Source organism: Blautia sp. MCC283, from assembly GCF_018785565.1.
Classification (GTDB): Bacteria; Bacillota; Clostridia; order Lachnospirales; family Lachnospiraceae; genus Blautia_A.
Genome location: NZ_WQQB01000001.1, coordinates 1 through 15678, shown reverse-complemented (window position 1 = coordinate 15678; position 15678 = coordinate 1). Strand labels below are relative to the sequence as shown.

General features: G+C 43.8%; 9 protein-coding genes. 2 read left to right on the top strand and 7 right to left on the bottom strand.

Features of this window, described 5'->3' with window-relative positions; all coding sequences use genetic code 11:
* Positions 1-53: 53 nt before the first annotated feature.
* The 5 genes from GPK81_RS00045 to GPK81_RS00025 all read right to left on the bottom strand — a co-directional run bounded on the left by GPK81_RS00045 (position 54) and on the right by GPK81_RS00025 (position 7193).
* The gene (locus GPK81_RS00045) at positions 54-2189 is read right to left on the bottom strand and encodes a HelD family protein (RefSeq protein ID WP_174088458.1); all 2136 of its coding nucleotides are present in this window, start codon (positions 2187-2189) and stop codon (positions 54-56) included.
* Between the two features lie 5 nt (positions 2190-2194).
* The gene (locus GPK81_RS00040; protein ID WP_021977063.1) at positions 2195-2515 is read right to left on the bottom strand and encodes a putative heavy metal-binding protein; all 321 of its coding nucleotides are present in this window, start codon (positions 2513-2515) and stop codon (positions 2195-2197) included.
* A gap of 166 nt (positions 2516-2681) precedes the next feature.
* Positions 2682-4523: an ABC transporter ATP-binding protein gene (locus tag GPK81_RS00035; protein WP_215706327.1), complete on the bottom strand. Its 1842-nt coding sequence runs from the start codon at positions 4521-4523 to the stop codon at positions 2682-2684.
* Positions 4520-6682, bottom strand: coding sequence for an ABC transporter ATP-binding protein (locus GPK81_RS00030; protein WP_021976919.1), 2163 nt, complete (start codon positions 6680-6682; stop codon positions 4520-4522). Before GPK81_RS00030 ends, GPK81_RS00035 begins: the two co-directional genes overlap by 4 nt.
* Entirely contained in the window at positions 6675-7193 is a 519-nt protein-coding gene (locus GPK81_RS00025) for a MarR family winged helix-turn-helix transcriptional regulator (protein ID WP_242996935.1), read from the bottom strand. The genes GPK81_RS00030 and GPK81_RS00025 overlap by 8 nt, the downstream gene beginning before the upstream one ends.
* Before the next feature lie 514 nt (positions 7194-7707).
* On the opposite strand from GPK81_RS00025, the gene GPK81_RS00020 reads away from it, so the two are divergent.
* Together GPK81_RS00020 and GPK81_RS00015 are read left to right on the top strand one after the other, a co-directional pair.
* Entirely contained in the window at positions 7708-9135 is a 1428-nt protein-coding gene (locus tag GPK81_RS00020) for a helix-turn-helix domain-containing protein (RefSeq protein WP_021976921.1), read from the top strand.
* 33 nt (positions 9136-9168) lie between these two features.
* Complete coding sequence (locus GPK81_RS00015; protein ID WP_215706326.1) at positions 9169-14565, top strand: leucine-rich repeat protein; 5397 nt, start codon at positions 9169-9171, stop codon at positions 14563-14565.
* A 92-nt stretch (positions 14566-14657) separates the two neighbouring features.
* Here GPK81_RS00015 and GPK81_RS00010 read toward each other — a convergent pair whose 3' ends face one another.
* Entirely contained in the window at positions 14658-14831 is a 174-nt protein-coding gene (locus tag GPK81_RS00010; protein ID WP_118064036.1) for a DUF4250 domain-containing protein, read from the bottom strand.
* A gap of 101 nt (positions 14832-14932) precedes the next feature.
* The gene (locus GPK81_RS00005; RefSeq protein ID WP_330627435.1) at positions 14933-15571 is read right to left on the bottom strand and encodes a hypothetical protein; all 639 of its coding nucleotides are present in this window, start codon (positions 15569-15571) and stop codon (positions 14933-14935) included.
* Positions 15572-15678: the final 107 nt, after the last annotated feature.

Sequence of the window (15678 nt, the reverse complement as noted above, 5' to 3'; positions counted from 1 at the left end):
TGTAAAAGGAATTTTGTACCACGATTTCCTTTTACAGCGTTTTGTATTATTTTTTATTCTGTTATTTCATACATATACAATTCATGAAGCGCTCTGGTTGCCGCAATATATCTGGCTCTCTGCACGATAGGGCTTCGGTCTGCTCCCGGAAATACCGAAAATACCTGGTCAAATTCCAGGCCTTTTGCCATATAAAAGGTGGTAACCGTAAGACCTTTCTTGAAGTTTGTACTGTCTCTGTGAAGCAGGGACAGCCGCTCCTTTGTATCAAATCCTTCTGCTTCCAGTTTTTTCTGAAGGATATAGTATGCTTCTCTTGCCTCATCTGCAGTTCTCGTTATCACCGCTGCTGTCTCGTAAGAAAATTCTTCCTGGCCTTCCGCACCGGCTGTCTCCATATCTGCCATTTTCATTCTGTCTGCTTCAGCTTCCGTCACTGCCTGCTTCTCCAGTTTCAGTTCCTTCACCACGCGCTCCAATGCCTCGATAAGCCCCGGAAATTCTTTTTCCTCCACCGGTTTTCCATGACGCTCAAACAGTTCCACTTCTGTGATCCCGGCAAGCTGATTTGCATAAGAAGCGATCTCAATAGTGTTACGGTAGCTCTTGTTCATCACGATCCTGCGGATATCTTTTCCAAAGATCTTCGGAAGGAATGTGAGTACATCCTGCTGATCCCCGTCCATGGTCTGCTCCCGGTCTCCAAGGATCGTCATCTTACATTTAAAAAGCTTCTGGATGATCAGATACTGGATCCTGGAATAATCCTGCATCTCATCTACGATCAGGTGACGGACACCACTGTCCTCCTGCTGGGTTTCCAACCGGTATTTCAGATACAGAACCGGATACACATCCTCATAACGAAGCTTTCTTTTTTCGTACTGTACCTGTGGAAGCGCCGGAAATCCCTCCTGCCTCAGGAAACGATTGTATAACACATAAAGATCTCTTGTCTCATACATCCGGTAAAAACGGCTCTTCACTGCCTCCCGCTCTTCCTCCGGAAGGTCAAATCCCTTCAGCGTTTCCACCTCATCAATGAAATACTCCGCCACTGCATCCATTCTGGAAAGCAGCGGGATATCCATAAATTTAAAGTAAAAGAGCTCGATGATCTCCTGTTCTTTTTTGACTACACCACGATGTTCCACATCCCGGAAATTCATAAGGCTGTCTTCCAGTTCTACCAGATACCCTTCCATGCGGTCCAGAAAATCCCGGGACTGTTTTTCCTTCAGAAGTTTCTCATCGCACGATCCTGCGATCTGTCGCTCGATCAGATCGTAGCGGTCTTCGCAGTCTGACACTGTATTTTTCAGTCTCTTATAGGCAAAAAGATCAAAGCTCATCTCCCGGATATTCTCTTCTCCAAGCTCCGGCAGAATATGGGAAATATAATCCGAGAACACTCCGTTGGGTGAAAGCACCAGCACAGAAGAAGATTTCAGATTTTTCCTGTCATGATAGAGAAGATAGGCGATCCTGTGCAGGGCGATGGATGTCTTGCCGCTTCCTGCAGCTCCCTGGATCACCATGATCCGGTCCGAAGTGTTTCGGATAATGGCATTCTGCTCTTTCTGAATGGTGCGGATAATGTTTTTCAGCTGTACATCTCCGTTACTTCCAAGCTCTGCCTTCAGGATCTCATCATCGATCTTCACATCACTTTCAAACTCATAGATCATTTTTCCACCACGGATCTTATACTGCCACTTGGCAGCAATGTCTCCATGGATTTCCCCCAGAGGTGCCTGATAGGATGCCGGCCCTTTGTCAAAATCATAGAACAGTCCGGACACCGGTGCTCTCCAGTCATAGATCAGTGGAAGGCCACCGTTTTCCTCCGCAAGGTTTGCAATTCCGATATAAAAGATCTCAGGCTCATCGTCGCCCTCATAACAGAAATCTACTCTTCCAAAAAATGGAGAATCCATCATTTTCCGGAACCTGCGGCGCAGCTCGATCTTCTCATTGCTTGCATTGATCTCATGGAGAAGTGCCTGCTGGTTATCAAAGTTCTCATAGCCGTACTGATCCATCTCTGTGTAGTTTTCCCAGTAGTACTCGTGCATCCCTTCGATTTCTTTCTGACCTGCTTCTATGGAATCATTCAGCTGAGTGATCCGGTGACGCAGAGTTTCTGTCACATGTGTAAGATATTCCCGTCCGTTTTTTACTGCTGCCATACGCCTTAATCCACCACTACCGCTGTTCCGCTTGCTGTAACCATCAGCATGCCATTGTCTGCGCCAAGCACCTCATAATCGATATCCACACCGATCACTGCGTTGGCTCCCATTGCTGCCGCGCGCTGCTCCAGCTCTTTCAGTGCCTCTTCTCTGGCTTTCTGAAGCTCTTCCTCATATCCGGCACTTCTTCCGCCGAAAAAATTCCGAAGACCTGCGCCAAGGTCCTTGATAACATTCACTCCTGTGATCACTTCCCCGAATGCGATTCCTTTATATTCACGGATTGCTCTTCCCTCTACCGATGGTGTTGTTGTTATGATCATGGTAAAATCCTCCCGTTTCTTTCATTTTTTATGGATACCCCAGGCGTCTTTCTGAAAACATGCTCCGGAGTCCTTATTACAGAATTATACCTGAAAGGGAAACAGATGTATAGAGTAAAAAAGCGAAGCGGACATTCGGAATCCGCTTCGCTCTTTTATACCGGCTTTATGCCTGTGCCTCTTTTTTCTCGAACTGACTATTGTAAAGATCTGCATAAAATCCTTTTCTTGCCAGCAGCTCTTCATGATTGCCCTGCTCGATGATGTCTCCGTCCTTCATGACCAGGATCAGATCTGCATCTTTGATGGTGGAAAGTCTGTGGGCAATGACAAAACTTGTTCTGCCCTTCATCAGATTATCCATGGCTTTCTGGATCTGCATCTCGGTTCTGGTATCTACGGAAGAAGTTGCCTCATCCAGGATCAGGATCTTGTTATCTGCAAGAATGGCTCTTGCAATGGTGAGCAGCTGCTTCTGGCCCTGGGAAACGTTGCTGGTCTCCTCATCCAGAACCATCTGATAGCCGCCAGGCTGCTGCATGATAAAGTTGTGGATATGAGCCGCTTTTGCAGCTGCGATCACCTCTTCATCGGTTGCATCCAGTCTTCCGTACCGGATATTTTCCATAATGGTTCCGGAGAACAGCCAGGTATCCTGCAGTACCATTCCAAACATCTCCCGGAGATTACTGCGGTTGAAATTACGGACATCATGACCGTCAACCTTGATACTTCCGCCGTTTACATCATAGAAACGCATCAGAAGTTTGACCATGGTTGTCTTTCCGGCACCGGTCGGTCCTACGATAGCGATCTTCTGACCGTCATGCACATCCGCGGAAAAATCATTTACAATGATCTTATCCGGGTTGTAGCCGAATTTTACATGCTCAAACTGTACATTTCCTTCCAGTCCCTCAATAGAATCCGGATTCTCCGGCTGAAGTTCTTCCTCCGGCTCCTCCAGGAATTCAAATACACGCTCGGAGGCTGCCGCGGAAGACTGCAGAAGGTTTGTAACCTGTGCGATCTGCTGGATCGGCTGTGTAAAGTTACGGATGTACTGGAAAAAGGACTGAATATCTCCAACCTCAATGGTTCCCCTGATGGCAAAAACGCCTCCAAGAAGTGCCACCATCACATAGCCAAGGTTTCCTACAAACTGCATGATCGGCATCATCATTCCGGAAAAGAACTGAGATTTCCATGCAGACTCATACAGCTTTCCGTTATCACGTTCAAACTCGGTGAGAACATCCTGCTCTTTGTTAAATACACGTACAACATCATGTCCGCCGAAGTTTTCCTCAATCTGGCCGTTAACTCTTCCCAGATAATCCTGCTGTGCCTGGAAGTATTTCTGGGAATGCTTCATTACCTTGTTGATGATAAGCATGGAAACCGGCAGGATCAAAAGTGCTGCCAGTGTCATCCATACATTGATAGACAGCATCATGATAAAGACACCGATCAGTGTTGTCACAGATGTGATCAGCTGTGTCATACTCTGGTTCAGGCTCATCTGCAGCGTATCCACATCATTGGTCACTCTGGAAAGGATCTCACCGTTGGTACGGCTCTCAAAATAATTCATAGGAAGACGGTTGATCTTCTTTGAAATATCTTTTCTCAGATTATATGTGACATCGTTGGAGATACCGGTCATTACAAATCCCTGTATAAAAGAAAACAGTGCACTTGCCAGATATAATCCAAGTGTCCACAGAAGGATCATTCCGATCTTCTCAAAATCAATTCCGCCGGTTCCGTTAACCTTGGCAACCAGTCCTTTATAAAGCTCTGTGGTTGCTTTTCCAAGGATCTTCGGACCTACGATATTAAATACCGTACCTGCTACCGCAAATACGAACATCAGCATAAAACGGAATTTGTAGCGTCCCATATAACGGAACAGTTTGGCCATTGCCCCTTTAAAGTCCTTGGCCTTTTCGGTGGGCTGCATTCCACGGCCTCCCATAGGCCCTTTTCGTCTTCTCTGCTCACTCATGCCAATTCCTCCTCTGAAAGCTGACTCATGGCAATCTGACGATATACCTCACAGTTCTTCATAAGCTCTTTATGTGTTCCGATTCCTGCCATACGGCCATCATCCAGTACAATGATCTTATCTGCATTGAGAATGGTACTGATACGCTGTGCAACGATGATCGTTGTTGTATCTTTTGTATGCTCCTTCAGTGCTTTACGTAATGTACTGTCTGTCTTGAAATCCAGTGCTGAGAAGCTGTCATCAAAGATAAAGATCTCCGGTTTCTTGGCAATGGCTCTCGCAATGGAAAGTCTCTGCTTCTGACCACCGGAAACATTGCTTCCGCCCTGGGCGATCGGTGACTCATAGCCCTCCGGCTTTGTAACGATAAATTCTTCTGCCTGTGCTACCTGGGCAGCTTCCTTTACTTCTTCCTCTGAAATATCCGTTTTTCCATAACGGATGTTGGAATCGATGGTTCCTGAGAACAGGATTCCCTTCTGCGGAACATATCCCAGTCTCTCACGTACATCCTTCTGCGTCATTTCACGGACATCCACACCGTCAATCTTAACAGCACCTTCTGTTGCATCATAAAATCTCGGGATCAGATTTACCAGAGTACTCTTTCCGCTTCCGGTACTTCCGATTACGGCAACGGTCTCACCTTTTTCTGCCTTAAAGGAAATGTCAGTCAGGACATTCTCTCCGGCTTCCGGATAAGCAAAGCTTACATGATCGAATTCTACGGTTCCTTTTGTCTGTGCCTCTGGTTTCACCGGATTCTCCGGATCATGGACACTGACCTCTGTTTTCAGGACCTCATCAATACGAAGTGCTGCAACATTGGCTCTTGGAAGCATAATGGACATGGCGGTGATCATCAAAAATGACATAATGATCTGCATTGCATACTGGATAAACGCCATAACATTTCCAACCTGCATGGTTCCGTTGTCAACTGCATGTGCGCCACTGTAGATGATAAGAACCGACACTCCGTTCATGATCAGCATCATGGTCGGCATCATAAAAGTCATACATCTGTTTACAAACAGGTTTGTTCTGGTAAGTGTGGCATTGGCCTCCTCAAAACGCTCTTCCTCATGTTTCTCACGACTGAACGCACGGATTACCGGGATACCGGTAAGGATCTCTCTGGTAACCAGATTCAGCTTGTCGATCAGAGTCTGCAGGATCGTAAATTTGGGCATTGCCACCTGGAACAGCACAAAGATCACAAGCAGGATCAGTGCCACTGCTACGCCAAGGATCCATGTCATGGATGCATCCGTATTCAGCACACGGAGCACACCGCCAACACCAAGGATCGGCGCGTACAGAACGATTCGAAACAGCATGGCCATTACCTGCTGCACCTGCTGGATATCATTGGTACATCTTGTGATCAGGGAAGCGGTTGAAAATTTATGGTATTCTCTGCTGGAAAATCCGATTACTTTATTGTAAACACTGTTTCTCAGATCATGTCCAAGAGAAGCAGCAACCCTGGAGGAAAGAAATACCACACAGACCGCTGCCATCATAGTGATCAGCGCCATCAGGATCATCCGCAGGCCGGTGGATTTCATATAATCCATCTGAATGGCATCCACATCCTCACCCATTGCTTCATACTCTGCACGGACATAAGAAACACCTGCCTGTGTGATAATGGAATCCTGCATCTTGTCGATCTTTTCACTGACCTGTTCCTTCATTGCAGCAAGTGCCTCTGGCGGCATCTGGGAAAGTGCTTCCATGGGGTCCGTTCCTTCCGGAATGTCCATTTTTGCAAGAGCTGCTTTGGTTTCCTTACTATCCGAGGTCAGAGTGGAAACGATCACCATCGGTTTGCCGAAAATATCATTCAGCTTATCTCTGTCTTCTTCGGAAACCTTATCTTTTAATACCAGATTGTCTCCATCTTCCTCATAAAATTTATCAACGGTTTTCACATCGGCTTCATCCATAAACAATTTCAGGTTGTCCATGGATGTTTTTCTGATCTTCTCAGGGACACTGTCCTCAATACCGTTCTGCTGGATTCCTACATTAATGATCTTGGATGTATAATCCGGCAGCGACAGATCACAGTATGCCTGAAGAAAAAGAAGCGCAATGATGAGCACGATATAGCCCGCTGAACGTTTCAGATATTTCATCAGTTTAATCACGTTTCTGTTCCTCCTTTTCTGTTATTTCCTCCATCGGAGTCTTTCCTGTAAATTCCTCCGGCTGGATCTTTTCAATATTTGCAAGGATCTGCTCCAGAAATCTCCGAAGCAGGCACTGTTCTGCCTCACTGAAGCCTTCCAGCATCACTGCTTCATTTTTATGGATCCGCTCCAGTGCCTTTGCCTTGGTCTCTTTTCCTTTTTCTGTCAGGTAGATCCTGGTCACACGCTGGTCTTTTTCATCCGGCTTTTTATAAAGAAAGCCTGCCTTCTCCAGTCTCTGTACGGAAACATTTACCGTGGGCGGCTTGATATTCAGGATCTTCGCAAGCTCCCTCTGACTTAAGCCATCCTTCTTGGCAACAAGTCCCAGGACCGGGATCTGTCCCGGATAAATGCCAAGCTCCTGCATCTGTCCAAAACATTTCGTCATAAAATGTCGGTCTACCTTCATAAATAAAGTTAAAAAGCTGCTCTGCTTTTCTTTCCCATCTTCCTTCTCACAAAACACACTGTCACCCCTTTCATAAACAAAACAGCTGTTCTGACTCCGTTCTGCTGCCTGTTCATAAATATATTCGCCATATATTTTAATTAGTCGGCTAACTATACATAATATACATCTGCACAAAAAATGCAACTGTTTTTTGTGAATTTTACACTTTTTTTAGATTTACAAGCATTTTTAACCGGAAACAAAATCTTATAATTGTTTTGTCTGGCTAATCTATTTAAAAAGAATAATTGTCAAGCGGATATTCGCAATCCGCTTCGCTACGTAGCTCTACACCAAATAACTGCTCCGCAGTTTATCAGGAGGCTCTTGCACTCTTCCTGATACAAGCAAGTCCCCACCCACTGCTTATTGCTTTTCGCAACCCCGCAGGGGACTTACTTGATTTGGTTAAACTTTCATATTTGTGCTCAAATATAAGATTCATCTGTCACAGTTTCCGTCACAAATTGAAAATCCTTTTTTCCAGCTTTATAATACGATTAACAACTCGATAAACAGGAGGATCCTTATGTCAAAATTCAGCAACTACCTCAGAAAACTTATCGATCAAAGTGGAGAATCCATTGCTTCAATTTCACGCAATGCAGGAATTGAAAGGACATCAATCCACAAAGCCCTGAAAGATGAACGGATTCTTTCTTATAAAGCCATGCAGATACTGGCCCGTTATTTTGGTCTGTGCACAGAAGAACGTCAGGAATTTTTCCGCCTGCATGACATCAGTCTACAGGGTGAGGATGCCTATGAAAATCGTCAGGCTGTCTGTGATTTTCTGAATACTTTGGCATCTGTTGATTTCTCCATGTTTCCGCCCCCAAAAGTAAACTCGCTTCCTCTGACCGATTCTCTGATCAACGGAGAATACGCTGTTCGCAGTATTATCCGTTCAGTATTAATCTACGAAGTATCTCATCACACAGATGTAGAAATCCAGATGTTCCTTCCAGAGAAACTTGATCTTACTATGGAATTTATGGAATTATGGTTGAATGAGAATCATTTTTCAGTCAGTGAACTTCTTTATCTGCACCGTGTCAGCACTCTGTCTCCAAATCCGGCTCGCAGAAATCTAAAGAAGCTCGGTTCCATAATTCCTCTGTGTCTTGCTTCCCGGGGCAGTTATAAACCTTATTACTTTACAGAAAACCAGCACGCAGTTACAGCTTCTCCTCTGATCTACTATATCATTACCCCATCCTGCCTGCTTCAGATTTCTGAAGATCTGAGTACTGCCAGGATCAGTGACAACACAGAATTAATTTCTTATTATCGCAATTTTTTTCAAACGAAACTGCAAAACTGCGATCTCCTCATCCAGTGCAGTTCTAATATTATGGAAGTCCTTCAGGAATACATTGCCGGCACTTCACCGGATACCATGCAGGTTTTTATGTCACAGCCCTGTCCCGGACGCTATATAACACCTGCAATCATCAAAAAATATCTGAACAGCAACGATATGCCCTATCATCCTATGTACGAGCTTGTGGAACAGCATTTTTCCGTACTACGTCAGGATCAGATCACTTACCTTACTGTTTTTACAGAAAAAGGTCTGTCTGATCTTACACAAACCTGCGTTCTGCAGGATATGCCACCTCAGTATGTTCCACCACTGGATCCTGATGATATCCGTCAAATGCTAAAAACCCTGTATAAAGAAATTTCCGATGAAACTATTTCCGGACTGATTCTTCGCCCCACTCACCTGCAGTTGCCAGACTACTTAACCATATATGTCACATCCACCGGAATTCATATTTATACAACCAACGCTTTTGTTTTTGGAGCATATTGCTGCAATATCCATATTCAGGAACATTCCCTGTGCAAGATTTTCAGCGAATTTATTAAAAATCTGCCGGGAAGCCCTCTTGTCTACACAAAAGAAGAAACTCTGAATCTGCTGAAACAGTATATTGCGCTGATGCCCTGATCACAAAAAATTATCATAAGGAGGACCAACACTATGAAAAAGAAGTTCCTTGCCTGTACACTTGCGGCACTGATGTGTCTGCAGCCTGCGTCGGCTGTTCTGGCTGAAGATCTGGATTTTGGAGAAGACTCCACCGGAATCACCGAGGAATCCCATCTCCTCACAGAAGAAAACACCGAAGATATTTCTGACTTTATAAGTTCTGATGAAGAACAGGATTCTTCTGTATCTGATGCAGAACCTGACCTTGCAAATACAGACATTCCTGAAGCAGATACGGAATATCCTGCTGATGAAATCTCGCCGGAATTTTCTGATAATTTTTTAGATAGTCTGCCGATGGAACCCGATTCTGATGTTGTATCAGAACCGGTTACCGATAATGACTTTGATGACGGAAGTGTACTTTCAGCCGGCAGCAATGTAACTGATGATGGATTCCAGTATACTACTTCCGGACTTTACGCCACGATCACAAAATATACAGGTGGTGATTCAGAAGTAACGATACCTTCCAAAATTGATAACTATACTGTCACAAAAATCTCTGACAGTGCCTTTGCCTACAACCCTGTAATTACCAGTGTAGTCATTTCCAACACAGTTACGGAAATCGGTAATTTTGTATTCTATGGATGTGATGAACTGAAATCTGTGAAGCTTCCTTCCAGATTAAAAAAACTGGGCTACTCTTTTATTGCAAATACACAGATCTCCAGTCTTACCATTCCGGCAGGACTTACTTACTGTGCGACAGGTGGTTCCAGTTCGGACACTATGTTTGGTCCTCTTGGCGATGCCAATACTTTGAAAGAGCTAATTCTGGAGCCCGGAATGGAATGTATTCCCGACAACCTGGCTCTGGTAAAAAGTGTTTCCAATACGCATCTGACTTCCGTATCTATCCCGGATTCTGTCACTTCCATCGGTAAATATGCATTTAAAAACTGTGTAAAGTTAGTAAACATTTCCATTCCCGATTCTGTCACGGTCATTTCCGACGGTGCTTTTTATGGTTGCAAAAAACTGATCTCCATTCATTGGTCCGAAAGTCTTGAACAAATTAATTATGAAGCTTTTGAAAATTGTGTTTCCCTTGAAGCGATCACCTTTCCAAAAACAATCAATACCATTGGGCCTTCCGCATTTTCAGACTGTACTTCCCTCTCTTCCATTTCTTTTACGGACAACAATAAAGGTGGTGCCTATGTCGATATTCAGTCCAGTGCGTTCAGCAACTGTACTGCTCTGGAAAATATTTCTTTTTCTAAAAATGTACGATATCTGGGTGATTCTTCTTTTTCCGGATGCTCCTCTCTGACTAATGTCGAGCTTGACGACGCTATTACCACCATTGAACGCTTTGCTTTTTGCAACTGTTCCTCACTGAAATCTATCACCCTTCCTTCCAAACTGAAAAAACTGGGATACTCTTTTATTGCAAATACACAGATCACCAGTCTCACCATTCCGGCAGGGCTTACTACCTGTACAACAGGCGGCTCCAGTACTTACGAGAGTCAATACGGACCTCTTGGCGGTGCTAACACTCTAAAAGAACTTATTCTGGAACCCGGCATGGAATATATTCCCGATAATCTGGCAAGAGTGGAAAGTACTTCCGGCACACATTTGACCTCCATCTCTATACCTGACTCTGTCACCACCATAGGTCAATATGCATTTAAAAACAATGCAAAATTAACAAATATTTCCTTTCCGGATTCTGTCACTGTCATTTCTGACAATGCTTTTTCCGGCTGCAAAAAACTGATTTCCATTCGCTGGTCAGAAAATCTTGAACAAATCAATTATGAAGCTTTTCAAAACTGTATTTCCCTTGAAGAGATTACTTTTCCAAAAACGGTTAATACAATCGGAAACCTCGCGTTTTCAAACTGTACTTCCCTCTCTTCCATTTCTTTTACGGACAACAATAAGGGTGGTGCTTATGTCGATATTCAGTCCAGTGCGTTCAGCAACTGTACTGCTCTGAAAAATATCTCTTTTTCCAAAAACGTAAGATACCTGGGTGATTCCTCTTTTTCCGGATGTTCTTCTCTGGTTAGTATAGAGCTTGACGATGCTATTACCACCATTGAACGACTTGCTTTTTGTAACTGTTCTTCACTGAAATCTATCACCCTTCCTTCCAAACTGAAAAAACTGGGATACTCTTTCATTGCAAATACACAGGTTAACAGTCTCACCATTCCGGCTAATCTTACTTCCTGTGAAACCGGTGGCTCCAGTACTTATGACAGTAAATACGGACCTCTTGGCGGTGCCAGTGCTCTGAGCGAACTGATTCTGGAACCTGGTATGGAAAATATTCCCGATAATCTGGCAAGGGTAGAAAGTACTTCCAACACTCATATGGCTTCTGTATCCATTCCGGATTCTGTGACCTCCATCGGAAACTACGCATTTTACAACTGCAAGGCTCTGGAAGAAACCTTCATCCCTAGTTCCGTAACTTCCATTGCAGATACAGCTTTCCAGGGCTGGAAAAATCTTGTGATCAAAGGTTATTCCTGCTCTGCGGCCGAAACCTACGCAAATGCCAACAACATTCCATTTCATGAAATTATCCAGGAAGGAACCACTTATATCAGTGGACATCTTGACGGTGTAAATGCAGAAAAAGGCACAATTAATATAGAAGGAAAAAATTATACTGTTGCTTCTGATTTCAATCTTACCCAGGCAACCTCAATCCTTGTTAACAGCAAGGACAAAATCGTTGTTTTCACCTACAAAAACAGCAGAGTTACTCATATGGAAGAAGCAGCAAACCTTGTCACTCCTTATATAATCGTAAACTTTATACCAAGTGCAAACACCTTTACGTATGAAAATGGCCAATACAACCATTCTTCCCAATCAGGTACATTAAAAATCGCATGCAAATTCAGCCAAAATTCTGCTTATTCTGAGGCTGAACTAAAAAAGCTGCTTGCTGATTATACAGTCTCTGTTAAGGGAATAAAAATGAATACCAATTCCCCATTAAAAGCTCATTTTAAAGAAACAGGATTTACTTCATTCATAGAATATCCAACTCCTTTAAGAATCAAAGCACCCGAAACCAAAACTATCTTAACGCCTGAATTCAGCATTACATCCAATTTTGTTCCAGAAAAATCCACCACAAAATTAACTGCTGAATTCTCCATATGTTATGGGGACTCTGACTCATATGTGCATTCCACAAACAGCACACTGTATATTTATAACCAGGATTACACCCGTCAACAAGCAGAAAAACGTAAAGAAAAGACAGAACGCGTCCAGAACATGACCAAAGCCCAGCAAATGCTTAAAAACAAAAATATTCTCACCAGAGATCCGAAACTGGGCGAATATTTTACTACTAAGCAGCAAAATGAACTGTATGATTTCTTATCCGGATATATGGCTGTGGCCATCAATTCCTCTTCCTTCTCCTACACTGGAGATCGGAATAATCCTGTCAGTCAAAAAATTCTGGAAAAACTTTTTGACAAAATGGGAATCAGTAAAAAGGCCACAATAACTGGCCAAACTTTAACTGCCTCCTTCTCCATATCCGCTGCTACCAAAAAAGGAGCCCGTACGATCAACTTCACCTATTCCGTATCAAACTATGGCTGGGGTGACATCAGCTTCGGGGCCTTCGGAACATTGAATTACACTATCAGTCAGGATAACTGTTCAGGAATCATCGGTATAGCCAGTGCAGATATGGAAGCTTTTGCAAAACAGGTAAAATCTGTGGCCGAGGCTTCAGTAAAAAATGTCTATGATGAAACCTGGGGCAAACACGTTGATGAAGTAGCTGAAATTCTCTTTACCAAAACCGTAACAGACCTTATGAGCCGTACAAAGTTTGGATCTTTTTCCAATTGTGTTTATACTATGTACACCAAAGCAGTCGAATCCTCCAGTTCTTCCAGAAGAAACACCAATGCAAAGATCCACTGCCCGGTAGATGTATACGTATACGACGGCAGCCATAATTTATGCGGTTCCATTGTAAACAACATTGTAGATACCTCTTACAACGACATATTTATGTATGTAGATGGCGACTCCAAATATGTTTCCTTCTGCGGAGATGATTATTATCTGAAACTGACAGGAAACGATACCGGCTCCATGACCTACGAAGTAGAAGAGTACGACGGAGATACTCTCACCAGAAAGATTGTTTACAATGATATTCCTCTGACTTCCGGAAAAAACTACAATACCTACATTCCAGAAAGCCAGAACCTTGATACAGGAATCTACTCTCCTGTAGATGAATCCGGAGAAAAAACAGTAGCTTCTTCCGACACCAGGGAAACAGCTCCGGAACGTATTTACGTAGAAAACATCCGGTTGGATCAGCCTGAAAAATCTCTGATGACCGGAGAAACTTTTTCCCTGATTCCATCCGTATCACCGGAAAATGCCACGATCAAAGATGTTCTCTGGGCATCCGACAATGAAGCTGTTGCCACGGTTGACGATATCGGTACTGTCAAAGCAGTTTCCGCTGGTACAGCCATTATCACAGTCAAAACTTTTGACGGCGGTTTTCTGGCCACCTGCACAGTAACTGTCACATCACCTGAAATCTCTGTAGCTACACTTACTGTCACAGTTGATGATGTTTATTGCGATGGCAGGGAACAGACTCCTGAAGTAACTGTAAAAAATGGCGACACACTTCTGTCATTGGATAAAGATTACAAACTGACATACTCCAATAACATCAAACCAGGAACTGCCTCCGTTACGGTTACAGGCATGGGTTCCTATACAGGCTCCCGCAAGATCAGTTTTCAGATCCTGGAGAAATCTCATAAATGGAGTTCCTGGAAAACTGTAAAATCCGCCACAGTTTTTCAGCCAGGCCAGAAACAGCGTACCTGTGCATACTGTGGAAAAACAGAAAAAGCTGCTATAGCACAGCTCAAAGCAACCATTAAACTCAACATGACCTCGATTCTTCTGCAAACAGATCAGACTACTACTGCATTCAAAGTAACCGGACTAGCCAAAGGTGACAAAGTAAAATCTTACAGCTCTGCGAACAAAAAAATTGCCACCATTGATTCCCACGGAAAGATCAAAGGAATCCGTCCAGGCAGCACAAAAATCACCGTCACGCTTGCCAGCGGCAAAAAGGCTACTGCCAAAATAAAAGTCCAGCAAAAAACAGTCGCAACTCAGAAACTTACTGTTTCCCCATCCCGTCTTTCTCTGAAACTGAAAAAGACCTACAAATTAAAAATATCCCGCACTCCACTGACCACAGTTGAAAAAATAACTTATAAATCTTCCAACTCAAAAATTGCATCTGTGAATTCTCAGGGAATGATCACTGCACGAAAAAAAGGCACGGCCACCATTACCATTCTCTCCGGCAAAAAGAAAGCAACTGTTAAAGTAACTGTTAAATAAAATCAAAGATAGCCGCATCGTAGAATCGATATCAGATCAATATCTCTACACTGCGGCTATCTTTATAACATCGTTTTCCTGTTCCTGATTTTTTATACAAACTGGTTCACTGCCGGATCATAAGCATAATCAATCATATCGAGCTTATCCTCCAGCTCTTTTCGCACAAGGCCTCTGTCCTCGCAGAAATCATCCAGAGATTTATAAAAATCCCTCAGCTGTGTATTTACATAACTTAAAAGCATTACCGGGTCCTTTGGTATCATGATCTGTTTCCATCCTTTTTCTCTGATATTTGTCTGAAGTTTACTATCTTACCAATTTTGTCTTTTGTCAAGAGCCAGGAAGGAAAATTTTTCAGGATCTTTTATTTCTTCAGTATCTGATAAACCGGGGCCCCCTCACACTGCTCAGGCTTTCTCACATCGAGGATCTCCGCGATGGTAGGCGCCACATCCACCTGCCGGATCACCCTGTCTGTGATCTTTCCCTCTTTAATATCCTCCCCTGCAGCCAGGAAAACAGGGGTAACCGATGTCTGTGCATATCCTTCCGCCGTGGATAACCCATCTCCATGAAGCCTGTTAAAGCCTTCATTGATCGTAAAGATAATATCCCCGCATTCTGCTCCCCCAAGTCCCAGAACAACGCTGTCCTTATTTCGCATGGCAATTCCCACCACACGCTTTCCGGTTGCCTTATCCCTGTAAGAATAGAGATCCGAAATGATCTGTTCCTCCAGATCATACTTGTCCTTCGCCTCTACAATTCCGTATTTATCTCTTCCCTTCAGGTTGATATAAATATAATTGCTTCGTATCTGAACCGCTCTGGTCTTTTCCCAGTCGATCTCATCTACCGGATCTCCGTTTTCATCCTTCTTTCTCACGGTGTATCCAAGTTCTTCCATCACGCCCAGATTCAGGCCGCCATACTCACCCAGGATCGGAGGAACATTTTCTCCCACAAGAAGTCCATGATCCGATACAGTGGCATCCTCCCCCACCTATAGAGGTGGGGGCTTCCCAACCTCGGCAAGTTTGGTTCTCGTTCGATAGCACTACTGTGCTAAGCATAAGCGAGCTATCCCCGTGTGTCCCACGGTTGTGTTAT